The following is a 15,505-nucleotide window of genomic DNA, read 5'->3' as shown; positions in this document are numbered from 1 at the left end:
TTCTCCTTGGTCACGTGCCACTGGGCACTTCGGCGTTCCAGGTTCCCAGACACGGCACGTGCACGATCGGGCGATGGTTCACCCATGATCACTCCAAATGAGACGCGAGCGCCTCCCGGTAGGCCGATGTGGTCTGGTAGTCCGAATGCCGTTCGATGCGTCCCGAGCCGTTCGACTCGGGCGCCGGGCGGTCGCACGCGTTCGCCGCGTAGCCGTGCACGGGGAAGCCCAGGAAGTCCGTGCGCCGCCACAGGTTCGTCCAGGGGACCATTGTGGACAGACCGCCCTGCGAAGGTTCGGTGGCCGGCCAGCGCCACGGATCGGTCGACCACAGCCTGCCGCCGCGGGTGGGCGGTGTGCCGAGCACCCCGCCGCCCAGCAGCTCGGGGAAGATCCGCCCGAAGTACGGCCGCAGCTGGCTGCCGTAGGTGATCAGCCGCAGCCTCGGCAGGTCCCGCTCGGGCAGCGCGTAGATCGTCGCCGTCGCGAGCACCGAGCCGAGGCTGTGCGCGGAGAGCACCACGCGCCGGTCGGCGCCGCCGTCGAGCCACTCCCGCGTGCGCTGCACCAGCTCCGGCACGGCGCGCTCGGCGTAGCACGGCGGCGCGAACGGGTGGGCGGTGCGCGGCAGGAAGCAGATCAGGTCCCACACCAGGCCGAGCGGGCGGGTCGCCCGGCCGCCCGCGAACGCGGCGACGACCGCGCCGCCGGTGAGGACGGTGAACCACAGGCCGCGGTCGACGACCCACTCGGGCAGGTCGCGTCGTGCGGACAGCGCCGCGTCCACGGCCAGCGCGACCGCGAGGACGCTGAGGATCGACAGCAGCCCTACGGCCTTCTCGGCCCGGTGCGCCAGTGCGGCCAGGTGGCGTGCGCGCACGTTCTTCGACGGTCCCGGTTCGTCGTCCGCGCCGAGCAGCAGGGAGGGCTTGACCAACCGGGTGCCCACGAGCCCACCGAGCACGAGTGCGACGGCGACGAACGCGGCCAGCGCGACCGTGAACGAGCCGCTGAACCACGCGTACACCGGCGGAACGGTGGTGAGACCCAGCAACCAGTTGCCGGTCGCCACGACCGCGATGGTCGACAGCGTCATCGACGACGCCAGCGAGATCCCCAGCAGCACACCGGGTCCCATGCCGGACCACGCCTCCCACTCGCGCGTGTCGTCCTTGCGCGCGTGCCACATCAGCGTCGCCGTGGCGAGCACCGCGACCACCGGACCGGCCCAGTGCGAGTACCCCGCGACGAGCCCCGCCGCGACGAGGAGCCCGAGCAGCAGCGGGATCCGCCTCGGGTTGGCTCGCCACGCGTACGCCGACGCCACGATGCCGAGCAGGCACGCGAGCAGCACCGGCGGCAGCCACGTCGCGACGAGCAACCGGCCGGTGAACGCGGGCCGCACGACGAGCAGGGACACCGTCTCGGCGGCGAACACGGCCATCGCGAACCCCAGGAGGAGCCACGAGTCGCGCGGCCCGTGCGCCTCGGTCGCCACGTCCGGCGCGTCGCCGACCCGCCGCGACGCCAGCGCGCACGCCGCGAGCACCAGCGCCGCCGACACCACGGCGATCACCCGGAACTCCGGCGCGGCGGCCCAGGCGTCCACAGAGGACACCAGCGCGACGACGGCGAAACCGGCGGCGAGGTGCACGCGGGTGAGCTCGCGCAGCATCACGTCACCGCGCCACAGCCCGGGGTCGGCGAGCATCACGGGGCCGCGGTCGGTGCGCCCGGCCTCGGTGGTCTTCTGCTCGTACCGGACGCGCGAGCGGCGGGCGAGCAACCACAGCCCCAGCAACAACAACACGGGCCCGGCCGAGGAGATCGCCATGCGCGTCGCCACGTCCTGACCGCTGAACCAGCCGAACGCGCTCGGCAGCCGCGGGCACGCGTTCGCGGGCGCGCACTGGATCGCGAACAGGTCCAGCGTGATCTCGCACGCCGCCAGCACCAGCAGCACCGTCAGCCCCAACCCGAACAGCCGGGTCGTCGCCGCGCCGCTGCCGCAGCGCCAGTCGGGGCGTTTCGCGCCGGTGGGCAGTTTCCGGCTCCAGTAGGCGACGTTCGCCAGCCCGAACGGCAGCAGCAACGCCCACCCGATGCGGCACAACGCGTTCACGACCGGGTTGCCGCCGGGCAGGCTGACCGACGAGCGCGCCATGCCGCCCCACGAGTAGGCCTCCGTGAGCAGCTCCTCGTTCGGGGCCGTACCGGACCAGAAGCCGCCGAGGTCGTCACCGCGCGTCCGCTGGGTCTCCTCCTTCGGCAGGGCCAGCATCGCGTGCGGTGGTGTGTTGTTGACGCCGTGGATGCGCAATTCCAAGGCCCGTGGACTCATCGCGTTCCCCCTTGGTCTTACCAGGTAGTCGCGCATACGGAGCCACCAGTTAGCGGCCATTCGGGTGAAGTTTGTTGTATCCAGCGGTGTTCTGAGGCCTCTACTGGGAAAGGAGGCCCCGCGATGACCGCAACCATCAACCCCGTCCTGGCCGACTCCGTCGGACTCGCCGAGTTCCGCGCGACCGAGGGCACGCTGACGCTCGCCCAGCGCAAGCTCATCGTCGAGCAGGCGCTCGTGCTGATCGAGCAGAACTACGCGCACCTGCCGCTGAAGATCGCCATGCACGCGGTGAACCCGGTGCAGCGGCTGAGAGTTCTGCGCACCCGGCTGGAGCGCCTCACCGACGAGACCATGGAAGACGAGTGGCTCTTCCACCGCGAGATGTCGACCACCTTCCACTCGGTTCGCGACCTGCACACCAACTACCTGCTGCCCGCGCCGTTCGCGGGCAAGAGCGCGTTCCTGCCGTTCCAGTTCGAGAAGTGCCTCGTCGGCGGCAAGGAGAAGTACCTCGTGGCCCGCCTGGTCGACGGCTTCAAGGCGCCGGGGTTCGAGCCGGGCGCCGAGGTCACGCACTGGAACGGCACGCCCATCGACCGCGCCGTCGCGGTGAACGGCGCGCGGTTCGCGGGCAGCAACAGCGCGGCGAACCTGGCGCGCGGCCTCGAGTCGCTGACGTTGCGGCCGCTGGTCATCCAGCTGCCGCCGGACGAGGACTGGGTGACCGTCACCTACCGCGGTCTGGACGGCAAGAAGCACACGTTGCAGGAGGAGTGGAAGGTCGCGGCGAACCCGCCGCCGCTCACCGACCCGAACGAGCTCACGATGTCGTCGGCCGCGCAGGGCGTGGACATCGACTCGGACGAGAAGGGCCGCGCCAAGATCCTGCTGTACACACCGGTCGTGGCGGAGATGGAGGAAGGCGCCGAGCCGGTGGCCGTCGCCGACGCGGACGTGCCGACGACCATGCCGCGGGTGTTCCGGGCCCGCCCGGTGATCACGCCGCACGGCACGTTCGGGCACCTGCGGATCTTCACGTTCAGCGTCAACGACCCGGACGCGTTCCGCGACGAGTTCGTGCGCCTGGCGGCGTTGCTGCCCCAGAACGGTTTGATCGTCGACGTGCGCGGCAACGGCGGTGGGCACATCTTCGCGAGCGAGATGACGCTGCAGACCATGACACCGCGCCGGATCCAGCCCGAGCCCGTGCAGTTCCTCAGCACACCCCTGAACCTGAAGGTGTGCCAGCGGCACGCGAAGAACCCGACCAAGCAGCTCGACCTCGGCCCGTGGTTCCCGTCGCTCGACGAGTCGACCGAGACCGGCGCGACGTTCTCCTGCGCCCACTCGATCACGCCCGAGGAGGACGCGAACTCGGTGGGGCAGACCTACCACGGCCCGGTCGTCCTGGTCACCGACGCGCGCTGCTACTCGGCGACGGACATCTTCGCGGCGGGCTGGGCGGACCACGAGATCGGTCCGATCCTCGGCGTCGACGACAACACCGGAGCGGGCGGCGCGAACGTGTGGACGCACGGGCTGCTCGCCACGCTGATGAAGATCCCGGCGCCGGATCCGTTGTCCCCGTACAAGGAACTGCCCGCGAAGGCGAACATGCGGGTGTCGATCCGGCGCACGCTGCGCGTCGGCAAGCTGGCGGGCACACCGGTCGAGGACCTCGGCGTCCGGCCGACCGACGTGCACGAGATGACCGGCGACGACGTGCTGCACGGCAACGTCGACCTGCTGAACAAGGCGGGTGAGCTGCTCAAGGCGCTTCCCGTGCGGCGGCTGGGCGTCGCGTGGTCGGGCACCACGGCGTCGCTGGACACCGTGAACCTGGACCGGGTCGACCTGTACGTCGACGGCAGGCCAGTCGCGACCCAGGACGTGACCGACGGCGCGCACACCGTCGAGGTCCGGACCGGTCAAGAACTCCGCGTCGAGGGTTTCTCGAGCGGAAAGCTGGTGGCCGCGCGCAAGGTCACCGGCTGAGGTGGAGGGGAGCCCCCGCGCCGGGCTCCCCTTCGCTGCTGTTGGTCACAACCAGCCGCGGCGCATGGCTTGGACGCCTGCCTGGAAACGCGTCTGCGCGCCGCAGCGGTCCATCAGCTGCCGGACGCGGCGCTGCACGGTGCGCGGCGCGAGCCGGAGCTGACGCGCGATCGCCTCGTCGGTGAGCCCGGCCGCGAGCAGCGCCAGCAGGTGCGGGTCCACGTCTTCGACGGTCGCGTAGATGCCGCCGGGGCTGAACGGGATTCCCTTGTCCCAGTACAGCTCGAACGTCGACAGCAGCACGTCCAGCAGCGGCGACGGCCGGATCAGCAGCACTTTGTCGATCTTGCCGTCGGCCGCGATCGGCAGCACCGCCACGCGCGCGTCGATGACCGCGAGCTTGAACGGCAGGGTCGGCGTGACGCGGGCCCGTTCGCCGGACGCGACGAGCTCGACGATCTCCGCGACCCGGCCGGGCAGGTCGACCGATGACCGGTCGTACACGACCCGCCACTCCACGTCGCGGCTGCGCGTCTCGTCCTCCAGCGCCACGTGCTGCTCCTGCGGCGACAGGTACGGCGGCTGGTCGAGCACGCAGACCTCGCTGCGCGCGCCGGACAGCAGCGTGCGCCACAGGTCCAGCACCGCGTCGACCCCGGTGACGACCTCGACGACGCCGCTCTCCTCCCGGTCCTCGTCGCGGTTGCGCAGGTACAGCTCCATGAGCGGACCGGCCGCGGCGCGGGCCTTCTGGTGCTGCTCCTCGCGCGCCGCGATGAGCATCTCGACGGCGAGGTCCGGTGCGACCGCCTGCCACACGTCGCCCGCGCGCTGCTGCACGAGTCCGCGGTCGTGCAGCGCGGCCAGCGTCTCGGGCGCGAAACCGGACAACTCGTCGGTGGTGCGGCTGCCTCCCGTTACCAGGAGCTCGTAAACGGCGGACTGCTCGGCGGTGACGCCCAGGTGCTCGAACACCGCAACATTCTGGGCCATTCGGCTCAGCGGGCGTGGCGGGAACACGCAACTGTCGCGAAACTGCCGCGTTCAGCTCTGTTAATCACCGTTCACACCTGCCTACTTTCTGCGCACTTCCGCAGCCGGATCAGATCCCTGACGCCCTTGACGGCACCGCGGAGGCCCTGCGTGGAAGGACTGCTCCAGTGAACGCATTGCGACGCACGTGCCTGTGCGCCGCGGCTGTTTCCGCCGCCGTGCTCAGCGTGGTGTTACCCGCCACCGCTACGCCTTCTGGACAACCGGACGCGACCACCTCCGCGGCCCAGTCCGGTACCGCTCGCCCGTTCGAGCGGCTCATCGTCGGCTACAAGCCGGGGACCGCCGAGGCTTCGTCCGATTCCGCTGCCGCGGACGACGCCCGCGCGAAGGGCAAGACCCTGAACCGCCGCATGTCCACCGGCGCTGCGGTCGTCGACCTGGGTGGCAAGACCACCTCGGCCGACTCGGTGATCCAGGCGTTCAAGAACGACCCGGACGTCGCCTACGTCGAGCCGGACCTGCTGATGCAGCCGTTCGCCGACCCGAACGACACCGAGTACTCGCGCCAGTGGGACCTCTTCGAGGCCACCGCCGGCATGAACGTCCCTGGCGCGTGGAGCTCGTCGACCGGCACCGGCGTGACCGTCGCCGTCATCGACACCGGCTACGTCGCGCACTCCGACGTCGCGCCCAACGTGGTGGCGGGCTACGACTTCGTGTCCGACGCCGCGCGGGCTCGTGACGGCGGCGGCCGGGACGACAACCCGGCCGACGCGGGCGACTGGATGAAGCGCGGCGACTGCGGCACCGACCTGCTCGGCAACCCGATCCCGGCGCAGGACCAGGACTCGTCCTGGCACGGCACGCACGTCGCGGGCACGATCGCCGCGGCGACGAACAACTCCAAGGGCATCGCGGGCATCGCGTACAACGCGAAGATCCAGCCGCTGCGCGTGCTCGCGCAGTGCGGTGGCGCGACGTCCGACATCGCCGACGCCATCAACTGGGCGTCCGGCGGCACCGTGTCCGGTGTCCCGGCCAACGCCACCCCGGCGCGCGTGATCAACATGTCGCTGGGCGGTCAGGCGGCCTGCTCGTCCACCTACCAGAACGCCATCAACGCGGCCGTTTCGCGGGGTACGACCGTCGTCGTGGCAGCGGGCAACTCGAACGCGGACGTCGCGAACTTCACGCCTGCCAACTGCAACAACGTGATCACCGTCGCGGCGCTCGGCCGCGAGGGCAACAAGGCGTTCTACTCCAACTACGGCGCCAAGATCGACGTGGCGGCTCCCGGCGGCGAGACCCGCCGCGGCACCGACACGCCCGGCACCATCACGACGCCGCAGAACGGCATCTGGTCCACGCTGAACAACGGCGCGACCACGCCCGGTGCCGAGAACTACGAGCCCTACCAGGGCACCTCGATGGCCGCGCCGCACATCGCCGGTCTCGCCGCACTGGTCAAGGCCAAGGACGCGTCGCTCACGCCGGCCCAGATCGAGACGCTGATCAAGAACAACACGCGCCCGATCCCCGGCACCTGCAACAGCTGCGGCACCGGCCTGGCTGACGCCGCCAAGACCGTCGCGGCCGTGGGCACCACGCCGCCCGGTGGCGCGCTGGAGAACACCGCGGACGTGACGATCGTCGACCGCGGCACGGTGTCGTCGACCATCGCGGTCACCGCGTCCGGCAACGCCTCCGCCGCGCTGAAGGTCGGTGTGGACATCAAGCACACCTACCGCGGCGACCTGGTGATCGACCTCGTGGCGCCGGACGGCACCGCGTACCGGGTGAAGAACTCGTCCACTTCGGACTCGGCGGACGACGTGCTCGCCACGTACACCGTGAACGCCTCCTCGGAGGTCGCCGCGGGCACGTGGACCCTGCGGGTGCAGGACGTCTACTCCGGTGACACCGGGTACATCGACTCCTGGAACCTCACCCTCTAGGAACCTCACGCTGCCGAGCGTGATGTGAGGGGGCTGCCGCCGGCCTGCGACAGCGGCAGCTCCCTCGCTCCCACCACTTCGGCCCCGGCGAGTTCGCGCCCCAGCCCCGACGGGCGCGGACCCGCCGGGGCCGATTTTCTGTCGGTGCTCGGGCGTAACGTCGAACGCATGGCAACTTTGGTCACGTTTCACGCCCACCCGGACGACGAGTGCATCAACACCGGTGGCGTGATGCGCAAGGCGTACGAGGAGGGGCACCGGGTGGTGCTGGTGGTCGCCACGCGGGGTGAGGTCGGCGAGGTGCCGGACGGGTTCCTCGACGAGGGCGAAGAGCTGTGGGAACGCCGGGTCGTGGAGACCCAGAAGGCCGCTGACCTGCTCGGAGTCGCCCGCGTGGAGTACCTGGACTACCTCGACTCGGGGATGATGGGGGAGCCGACGAACTCGCGGGAGGGCTCGTTCTGGACCGCGCCCGTCGACGAGGCGGCCGAGAAGCTGGCCGCGATCCTGCGCGAGGAGAACGCGGCGGCGCTGACCGTCTACGACGACAACGGCGGATACGGGCACCCGGACCACATCCAGGTGCACCGGGTCGGCGTGCGCGCGGCCGAGCTGGCCGGGACGCCCGCCGTGTACCAGGCGACGATGGACCGCGACCGCATGCGCGAGGGCATCCTGCGCTACGCCGAGGAACACGGCGAGGAGGTGCCGGACGACGTCACGGAGTTCGGCAAGCCCGGCGCGGAGATCACGACGGCCGTGGACGTGACGGGGTTCCTCGGCCCGAAGCGCGCGGCGATGCGCGCACACGCCAGCCAGATCGGCGAGGAGTCGATGTTCCTCTCGATGCCCGACGAGGCGTTCACCTTCGCGTTCGGCACCGAATGCTTCATCCGCGTGGGGGCGGTGCCCACCGGCACGAGGGAGACCGAACTGCAGTTGTGAGCTCGTGCCGTGCGTTCCGGACACCCCGGCTCGTGCGCCCAACTGTCGCTGTGACACGCCGGAGGGGGCGTTCCGTTGGCTGGGAACGCCCCCTCCGGGTGCTGCTTCAGTTCAACTGCTGCAGTTCAACTGCGTCCTGCCGCAGATCGACTGCTGCAGATCAACTGCGTCAGGCGCGCTTGCGGCGCACGAGGATCAGCGCCGCAGCACCTGCGCCGACGAGGCCGAGTCCGGCCAGCAGCGTCCACGTGGTGGACGCGCCGGTCGCGGCGAGCGGGGGCTCGGCGCCGGCGGGGGGAGCGGGAACGGTCGTGCTCGGAGCAGTGGTCTCGGACGAGGGCACCGGGACACTGCTGCTGGTCTGCGACGGCGGAGTCGAGACCGTCTGAGGCGGCGTCTTGACGCACTTCTCGGTCTTGACCGTGTTCTTGTAGTCGTACTTGCTGCTGTCGTACGCCTTCACCACGATGGTGAACGTGTGCTCGACGTCGCCCGGCTTCTTGAAGGTCTTGGAGAACTTCTCGCCGAACTTCGCCTCCTCGAGCACCGTCTCCCCGTCCTTGACGAGGATCGTGTTCTGCTCCTTCGGGGCGTAGGCCTTGAAATTGACTGTCAGCACAGCCTCGTCCTTGACGCAGCTGGCCTTCACGTCCGGTGTGTGCGCACTCGCCGGGATGGCGAGCGCCAGGACGGTCAGGCCCGCGGTCGCCGCGACCGCGATGGCGCCGAGAACTCTGCCTGGCATAGGTGATCTCCTGCTCTGGTTGTCGCATGGCGGATCGAGCACAAAGAAACCGAATCACCCGTAAGGGTGAATCGGATCACGGCACGCTAGCAACGCTCAGGTTCCGGAAGGTCACCGTCTGGCAACACTCAGGTCGCGTTCTATGTATGTTGATCAGCGAGGTTCGTCCACTTGCGAACGTCATGATCGAATGCAAACAAACTTGAACCGCACGCTCGGAACAAACGTATGCGAGTAGCGGAACTCAGAACGGCCACGGTCGCATGTGGTCGATCAGGCCTATGGTTCCGGCCACCAGACGCATCTGGTCGACTCCGCGGATGTCGGCGTCCAGCAGTCGCGGTGAGCAGATCATCACCGCGACCGACTGCGCCCGTGAGATCGCGACGTTGAGGCGGTTCCGCGACAGCAGGAAGTCCAGCCCGCGCGGCAGGTCGACGGCGGACGACGAGGTCATGGTCATGATCACGACCGGTGCCTCCTGGCCCTGGAACCGGTCGACGGTGCCGACGCGCACGTCGCCGTACCCGGCCTTCTGCAGCCGTCGCCTGGTCACCCGCACCTGGAGGTTGTAGGGCGCCACGACGAGCACGTCGGCGTCGGTCAGTTCGCGAGTGACCGAACCGTCCGTCCACTCGCGACCCATCAGGGCGCGGACCGTGTCGACCACGGCGTCGGCCTCCTCGGCCGACGACGTGATGTTGTGCTCGTGGTCGACCTCGCGCAGGTAGATCCCCGAGTCGATGCCGGAGACGCCGCGCGTGGACGCGACGGGGTGCGAGTGCAGCAGGCCCTGGTACGACAGCTCGGACACCGGCCCGCACACGGCAGGGTGCATGCGTCTGGTCTCGTCCAGGAAGTAGCCGAGGTGCGGCGGGATGACGTCCGCGTCACCGAGCAGGTGCCCGAGCGCGGACGCGTCCGCACCGGCCGGGTGGGTGCCCTGCACGACCTGCGGCAGCTGCTGCGGATCACCCAGCAGGACCAGGTTGTGCGCGCAGGTCGACACGGCGACGGCGTCCGCCAGCGCGAACTGGCCGGCCTCGTCGATGATCAGCACGTCGAACGGCTCGGCGCGCAGGGTCGCGTTCGCGAACGTCCACGCGGTGCCGCCGACCAGGTGCCCGCCGGGGTGCTCGGCGCGCCAGCGGACCAGCGCGCCGTTGTCCTTCGGCTGTTCCCAGGCGCAGTCCTCGACGGCCTTTCCCTTGGGACGCTTGGCGATCGGGATGCCGGGGTCGACGCTGCCCAGCACGTTCTCGATGGCTTTGTGGCTGTTCGACGTGACGCCGACCGTCTTGCCCCGCGCGACCAGGTGCGTGATCAGCCTGCCCGCGAGGTAGGTCTTGCCCGCGCCGGGCGGTCCCTGCACGGCGAGCGTGCCGCCGTCGAGCTGGTCGACCGCCTTGATCACCGCCTGCACCAGGTCGTCGTCCTGAGGGAGCGCGCGCCTCGGCGGGGTGCGCAGCAGCAGGTCGATGCCGGGGTTCTGGGGGAGCAGCGGCAGCAGCGCGACCGCCTGTTCCGCCAGCTCCGCCACCGCCTCGTCCTTCGGCTGGGGGCGCACCGGCGGACCGGGCAGGACCGCGATCGGCAGTTCGGTGGTGGTCTCACCGGGCTTGACGCTCTCGGTCAGCACGAGCTCGCTCGGGCCGTCGTCGCTGACCTTCGCGGACCTGGTGACGTGACCGGGGTAGAGGAGGCGGATCTCCTCGCCGCTCGTGAACGGGTGCGGGCGGTCCGGGTCGCAGCGCAACGTCAGCGCGCGCTTGGTGGTCCTCGCCCGCCCGGTCGGCTCGACCCACTCGTCGGCCCGCACGGACAGCGGCACCGCGCACGCGCTGTCGGTCTCGAGATCGGACAGCGGCGCGTTGGCCTGTCGGAAGAAGTCCCACCACGCCGGGCTCGTCTCGCGGCGGTGGTAGCCGACGGACGCGGCGAGCAGGTCGTGGCCCGCGTCCATCAGCGGTTCGACCAGCGCGGCGATCTGCTCGGCGCGTTCCAGCGCCTTCTGCTTCGCCACCTCGTCCACCGCGACGTCGGGCACGACGACCACGGGCTCGATGCCTTGCTCGTCCCTGACCCGCAGCAGGAACCGGTACAGCTCCAGGGTGGACACGCAGTCGTACTCGTTGTAGTCCGCGATCTCGTCCAGCACGGCGGGATCGCGCGTCGTGAGGTAGTTCTCGTACGCCTCGATGCTCGACACGGCCGTCTTCACGTCACCCTCGCGCTGGGACGGCATGTACAGCGGTTCGAGGTACTTGATCGAGTACGACCGCTGCGACACGCGCAACGCCTTGCGCACCACCGCGTACAGGTCCACCAGCGCTCCCGCGCGCAGCAGGTCGTCCACTTCGGACTCACGCGTGCCGTGCACGGCCGCGAGGCGCTTCAACGCGCTCAGCTCGTACGGCGCGTAGTGGTAGATGTGCGCGCCGGGGTGCTCGGCGAGCCTGCCGACCGCGAGGTCGACGAACGACTCGAAAGCCTTCTTCTCCTCGGCGTGGTCGTGCGCCCAGAACGGCGTGAACACCCGGTCCGGCGTCAGCGCGCCGAACAGGTACTCCAGCCCGACGTACGGGTCGCCCTCCATGTCGAAGAAGACGTCGCCCTCGCTCGGCGCGGGCAGTTCGGCCAGCGCGTCCGGGCCGATGACCTCGTAGCTGATCTTGTTCGTGCGGTCCTGCTGGACCTGGAGCTTCGCCTGCGCGCGCAACGACTCGAAGCTGCTGGGGGAGAGGTTCTGCGGCCGCGTCTCGGCGACGGCCAGGTCGTCGATCGTCGCGATGCCCGCGGACACCAGCTTGCGCCGCTGGTCGGACCGCATGCCCGCGACCAGGGACAGATCGCGGCCGGTGTCGCGGCCGGTCGCGCAGTGCTGGGCGAACCGGCACGTCGCGCACGCCGGGCGCTCGTCGTCCCACAGCCGGTCCGGCAACCGGGCGGGCTTGGCCAGCCGCTCGTCGAGCCTGCGCCGCAGCCTGGTCAGCAGCGGGCGGAAGTCGTTGACCCGGTAGGTGTGCTGGGTGCCGTCGCCGAGCAGCAGGTGCATGTCCGGGCCCGCGTACTCGCCGAGCGCGCTCGCGTACGCGGTCAGCTGGAGCACGGCCGACGGGCTCGCCCGCCGCGCCAGCTTCGTGTCGTACGGCTCGAACCGGCCGTCGGCGCCCGCGATGAGGAAGTCCGCCCGGCCGTAGAAGCTGCCGTCGAAGAAGACGGCCTGGTAGACGGCCTGTGCGCCGCTGTTCAACGCGTCGAGCGTCTGCTTCGCGGCCGCCCGCAGCGCGTCGGGGTGCGGGGCGGGCTGCCCGATCTCGACGACGTCGTAGGTGGCCTTGAGCTGCTCGAGGACGTTCTGCTCGTGCTGGACGCCGTGCTTGGTCACCACCGCGTCCGGCCTGGAGCCCGGCCGGGGCGCGTCGGGAACGTTGCAGGCCAGCGCATGCGTGAGCGCGCTGCGGTGCTCGCACTCGAGCAGGTCGACGAGGTCCGTCGGGGAGACCACGAGGCCGTCGGAGCTCATGAGCATGCTCAGGTGCTTACACGATGAGCCCCGGCCGGCCGCGCATTGGGCCCGCACCGGGATGTCGCCGGGGGCGCACGACCTATTGTGTCGGGGTGCGGGGTGTGGGGGTGCTCGGTTCGGTCGAGGTGTGGCTCGACGGAGAGCGCCTGCCCATCGGGCCGCCGGTGCGGCGAGGTCTGCTGGCGATGCTCGCGCTCGACGCGGGTGAGGCCGTTCCGGTGGAGCGCCTGGCCGGCGCGCTGCGGGGCGACGCTGGGCCGGATGACGTGCACGAGCACGTCTCGCGGCTGCGCGAGGTGCTGGGGCCGGCCGGGTTCCCGATCAGCCGTCGCTCCGCGGGCTACGCGCTGGACGTCGACCCGTCCGTCGTGGACCTGCACGAGTTCCGCGCGCTGGTGCGCGCCGCGACCGCTCCCGAGGAACTGCGTGACGCGCTCCGGCTGTGGCGCGGGTCCGCTTTGTCCGGTGTCGGCGACTCGGAGGTGCTGTTGCGCATCGGCACCGATGTCGACGCGGAACGGCTGACCGTCGCGGAGAAGTGGGCGGCCGAGTCGCTGGACCTCGGTCGCCACCACGAGGTGCCCGACGAGCTGTCCGCCGTGGTCGCGGAGCACCCGTTGCGGGAGGAACTGGTCGCGCTGGAGGTGCTCGCGCTCCACCGCTGCGGGCGCCAGGCCGACGCGGTGCGCCGCTACGAGGAGACCCGCGCGCTGCTCGCGGACGAGCTGGGCATCGGCCCCGGTCCGCGGCTGCGGGCGCTGCACGAGCGCATCCTGCGCACCGATACTCCTTCGCCGGCAACGACTCCCGCCGAGCGGCCGGTGCGGCCGCGGGTGGCGCTGCCGTTCGACGTGCCGGACTTCACCGGCCGGACCGGCGAGCTGGCGCGGCTGGGTGCGGAGGCCGTCGTCGTCGTGGTCGACGGCATGGCGGGTGTCGGCAAGACCGCGCTGGCCGTGCACGCCGTGCACCGGCTGGGCGATCGCTACCCGGACGCGCGTGTGTTCGTCGACCTGCACGGGTTCACTCCCGGCCGTGGACCGGTGTCGCCGTTCGCCGCGCTGGACACGTTGCTGCGCGCGATCGGCGTGCCGCCCGCCGACGTGCCCGGCGAGCTCGACCAGCGGATCACCGCCTGGCGCGCCGAGATGGCCGCGCGCAGGGCGGTCGTGGTGCTCGACAACGCGGTGGACGCCGAGCAGGTCGTCCCCCTGCTGACCGGCGCGCCCGGCTGCCTGACCGTGGTCACGAGCAGGCGCAGGCTCGTCATCGACGGCGCCGCGCAGCTGTCGCTGGACGTGCTGACCGAGTCCGAGGCGCGCGACCTGGTCGCGGAGATCCTCGGCGCGCGGGCCGCGGAGGAGCCGGACGAGGTGGCGTCGCTCGTCGAGCTGTGCGGACGGCTGCCGCTCGCGCTGCGCATCGCAGCCGCCCGGCTCGCCCACCGTCCACGATGGACGGTCGGTGACCTGGTGGAGCGGCTCGGTGCCCAGCTGCGCAGGCTCGTGGAGCTCAAGGCGGGCGACCGGGACGTGCTGGCCGCGTTCGCGGTGTCGTACGACCACCTGACATCCGAGCAGCAGTCGATGTTCCGGCTGCTCGGGCAGCACCCCGGCGTCGACTTCGACCTCTACGCCGCGGCGGCGCTCGCCGGGACCGCGTTCCACGACGCGCGCGAAGTGCTGGAGGACCTGCTCGACCACCACCTGCTGGTGCGGCGCGTGCGCGACCGCTACTCGTTCCACGACCTGGTGCGCGAGTACGCCCGCTCGCTCGGGCCGGAGCCGGGTGTGCACCGGCTGCTCGACTACTACCTGCACGTCGCGCACCTCGCCGCCGACCTCGTGCAACCGGGCAGGGAGTCCATTCCGCCGGACGTCGACGACGTGCCGGGCGACGTGCCGCCGTTGCCCGACGACGTCACCGCGATGGCGTGGTTCACCGCCGAGCGGGAGAACCTGGTCGCGGCGTCCAGGTACGCCGCCGAGTCGGGGTCGGACCGGCACACCTGCGGGCTCCTGCGCGACATCGGGCACAGCCTGATCATCGGTGAGCACCTCGACGACCTCGTCGAGCTGCAGGAACCCGCGCTCGCGGCGGCCCGCAGGCTCGGCGACCGGGTGGCCGAGATGGCGTGCCTGCACAACATGACGGTGATCGGCTACAGCCGCTGCCGGTACCGGGAGGCGCAGGCGAACGCCCGGCTGGTGCTCGACGTCGCACGGGAGTTGGGTGACGTGCTGCGGGAGAGCACGACGCTCGCCGTGCTGGGCATGGTGGCGCACCGGCTCGGCCGGTTCGGCGACGCGCTGGAGCACTACCGCACAGCGCTGGCGATCCAGCAGCGCATCCACTCCCACCGGTTCGTCGCCATCGGCATCGCCAACGTCGGCAGGGTGCACCTGGCACTCGGCGATCCGGAGGCCGCGCGAGTCGAGCTGGAGACGGCGCTCGTGCGCAGCAGGGAGATCAACGAGCGCGGCGAGGAAGCATCCGTCCTCTGTGGACTGGGAGCGGCGTTCAGCAGGCTCGGTGACCACGACCGGGCGCTGGCGTTGCTGCACGAGGGCGTCGCGCTGGCCGAGTCGATCGGCAACACGCACTACGCGATGCGGGGGCTGATCAAGACCGCCGACGCCTTGCGCAGGGCCGGTGACCTGCCGCGTGCGCGTGACTTCGCGGGCCGTGCGTTCGCCGCGCTCGGCCACGGTGCGAGCCGCGATCACCTGAGCACCGCGCACAACGTGCTCGGTGCGATCGAACGCGCCGACGGCCGCCTCGACGAGGCCGTGGTGCAGCACCGGCGGGCGCTGGAGATCGCGTCCCGCATCGAGTACCGGATCGAGCAGGCGTGGGCGCTGGACAGCCTCGCCGACCTGCTCGACGGCGCCGTCGCACGCCGCCACCGGCGCCAGGCCGACGAGCTGTGCGCCGAGATGGGCGTCCTGCGCCTGCCGGGCTGACGTCCACGCCGTTTCTGTCTATGGTGGGCACGT

General features: G+C 70.9%; 8 protein-coding genes. 4 read left to right on the top strand and 4 right to left on the bottom strand.

The window, feature by feature from the left end:
* Nucleotides 1-88: 88 nt before the first annotated feature.
* On the bottom strand, nucleotides 89-2,341 hold the full coding sequence (locus FKR81_RS18115; RefSeq protein ID WP_146353235.1) for a hypothetical protein: 2,253 nt from the start codon (nucleotides 2,339-2,341) through the stop codon (nucleotides 89-91).
* Nucleotides 2,342-2,464: 123 nt separating this feature from the next.
* On the opposite strand from FKR81_RS18115, the gene FKR81_RS18110 reads away from it, so the two are divergent.
* On the top strand, nucleotides 2,465-4,339 hold the full coding sequence (locus FKR81_RS18110; protein ID WP_146353234.1) for a S41 family peptidase: 1,875 nt from the start codon (nucleotides 2,465-2,467) through the stop codon (nucleotides 4,337-4,339).
* 45 nt (nucleotides 4,340-4,384) lie between these two features.
* Here the strand turns inward: FKR81_RS18110 and FKR81_RS18105 are convergent, their stop codons facing one another.
* Nucleotides 4,385-5,314, bottom strand: coding sequence for a LuxR C-terminal-related transcriptional regulator (locus tag FKR81_RS18105; RefSeq protein ID WP_186763026.1), 930 nt, complete (start codon nucleotides 5,312-5,314; stop codon nucleotides 4,385-4,387).
* Nucleotides 5,315-5,499: 185 nt separating this feature from the next.
* Here FKR81_RS18105 and FKR81_RS18100 point away from each other — a divergent pair, with 185 nt between their 5' ends.
* Together FKR81_RS18100 and FKR81_RS18095 are read left to right on the top strand one after the other, a co-directional pair.
* Entirely contained in the window at nucleotides 5,500-7,290 is a 1,791-nt protein-coding gene (locus tag FKR81_RS18100; RefSeq protein WP_222598309.1) for a S8 family peptidase, read from the top strand.
* Nucleotides 7,291-7,458: 168 nt separating this feature from the next.
* Nucleotides 7,459-8,235: a PIG-L family deacetylase gene (locus tag FKR81_RS18095; protein WP_146353232.1), complete on the top strand. Its 777-nt coding sequence runs from the start codon at nucleotides 7,459-7,461 to the stop codon at nucleotides 8,233-8,235.
* 169 nt (nucleotides 8,236-8,404) lie between these two features.
* Here the strand turns inward: FKR81_RS18095 and FKR81_RS18090 are convergent, their stop codons facing one another.
* Together FKR81_RS18090 and FKR81_RS18085 are read right to left on the bottom strand one after the other, a co-directional pair.
* On the bottom strand, nucleotides 8,405-8,980 hold the full coding sequence (locus tag FKR81_RS18090) for an LPXTG cell wall anchor domain-containing protein (RefSeq protein ID WP_146353231.1): 576 nt from the start codon (nucleotides 8,978-8,980) through the stop codon (nucleotides 8,405-8,407).
* Between the two features lie 244 nt (nucleotides 8,981-9,224).
* On the bottom strand, nucleotides 9,225-12,488 hold the full coding sequence (locus FKR81_RS18085) for a TM0106 family RecB-like putative nuclease (protein ID WP_146353324.1): 3,264 nt from the start codon (nucleotides 12,486-12,488) through the stop codon (nucleotides 9,225-9,227).
* 113 nt (nucleotides 12,489-12,601) lie between these two features.
* On the opposite strand from FKR81_RS18085, the gene FKR81_RS18080 reads away from it, so the two are divergent.
* Nucleotides 12,602-15,472 carry an AfsR/SARP family transcriptional regulator gene (locus FKR81_RS18080; protein ID WP_186763025.1) on the top strand — a complete coding sequence of 957 codons (2,871 nt, stop codon included), beginning with the start codon at nucleotides 12,602-12,604 and terminating at the stop codon, nucleotides 15,470-15,472.
* The last annotated feature ends 33 nt before the right edge of the window (nucleotides 15,473-15,505 follow it).

Origin of the sequence: Lentzea tibetensis, assembly GCF_007845675.1 — a bacterium.
Classification (GTDB): domain Bacteria; phylum Actinomycetota; class Actinomycetes; order Mycobacteriales; family Pseudonocardiaceae; genus Lentzea; species Lentzea tibetensis.
This window is presented reverse-complemented; position numbering and strand designations above follow the sequence as displayed.

Coding starts and splice junctions, on each gene's coding strand:
- FKR81_RS18115 (WP_146353235.1), bottom strand. CDS start 2,341: ATGAGTCCACGGGCCTTGGAATTGCGCATCCACGGCGTCAACAACACA.
- FKR81_RS18110 (WP_146353234.1), top strand. CDS start 2,465: ATGACCGCAACCATCAACCCCGTCCTGGCCGACTCCGTCGGACTCGCC.
- FKR81_RS18095 (WP_146353232.1), top strand. CDS start 7,459: ATGGCAACTTTGGTCACGTTTCACGCCCACCCGGACGACGAGTGCATC.
- FKR81_RS18090 (WP_146353231.1), bottom strand. CDS start 8,980: ATGCCAGGCAGAGTTCTCGGCGCCATCGCGGTCGCGGCGACCGCGGGC.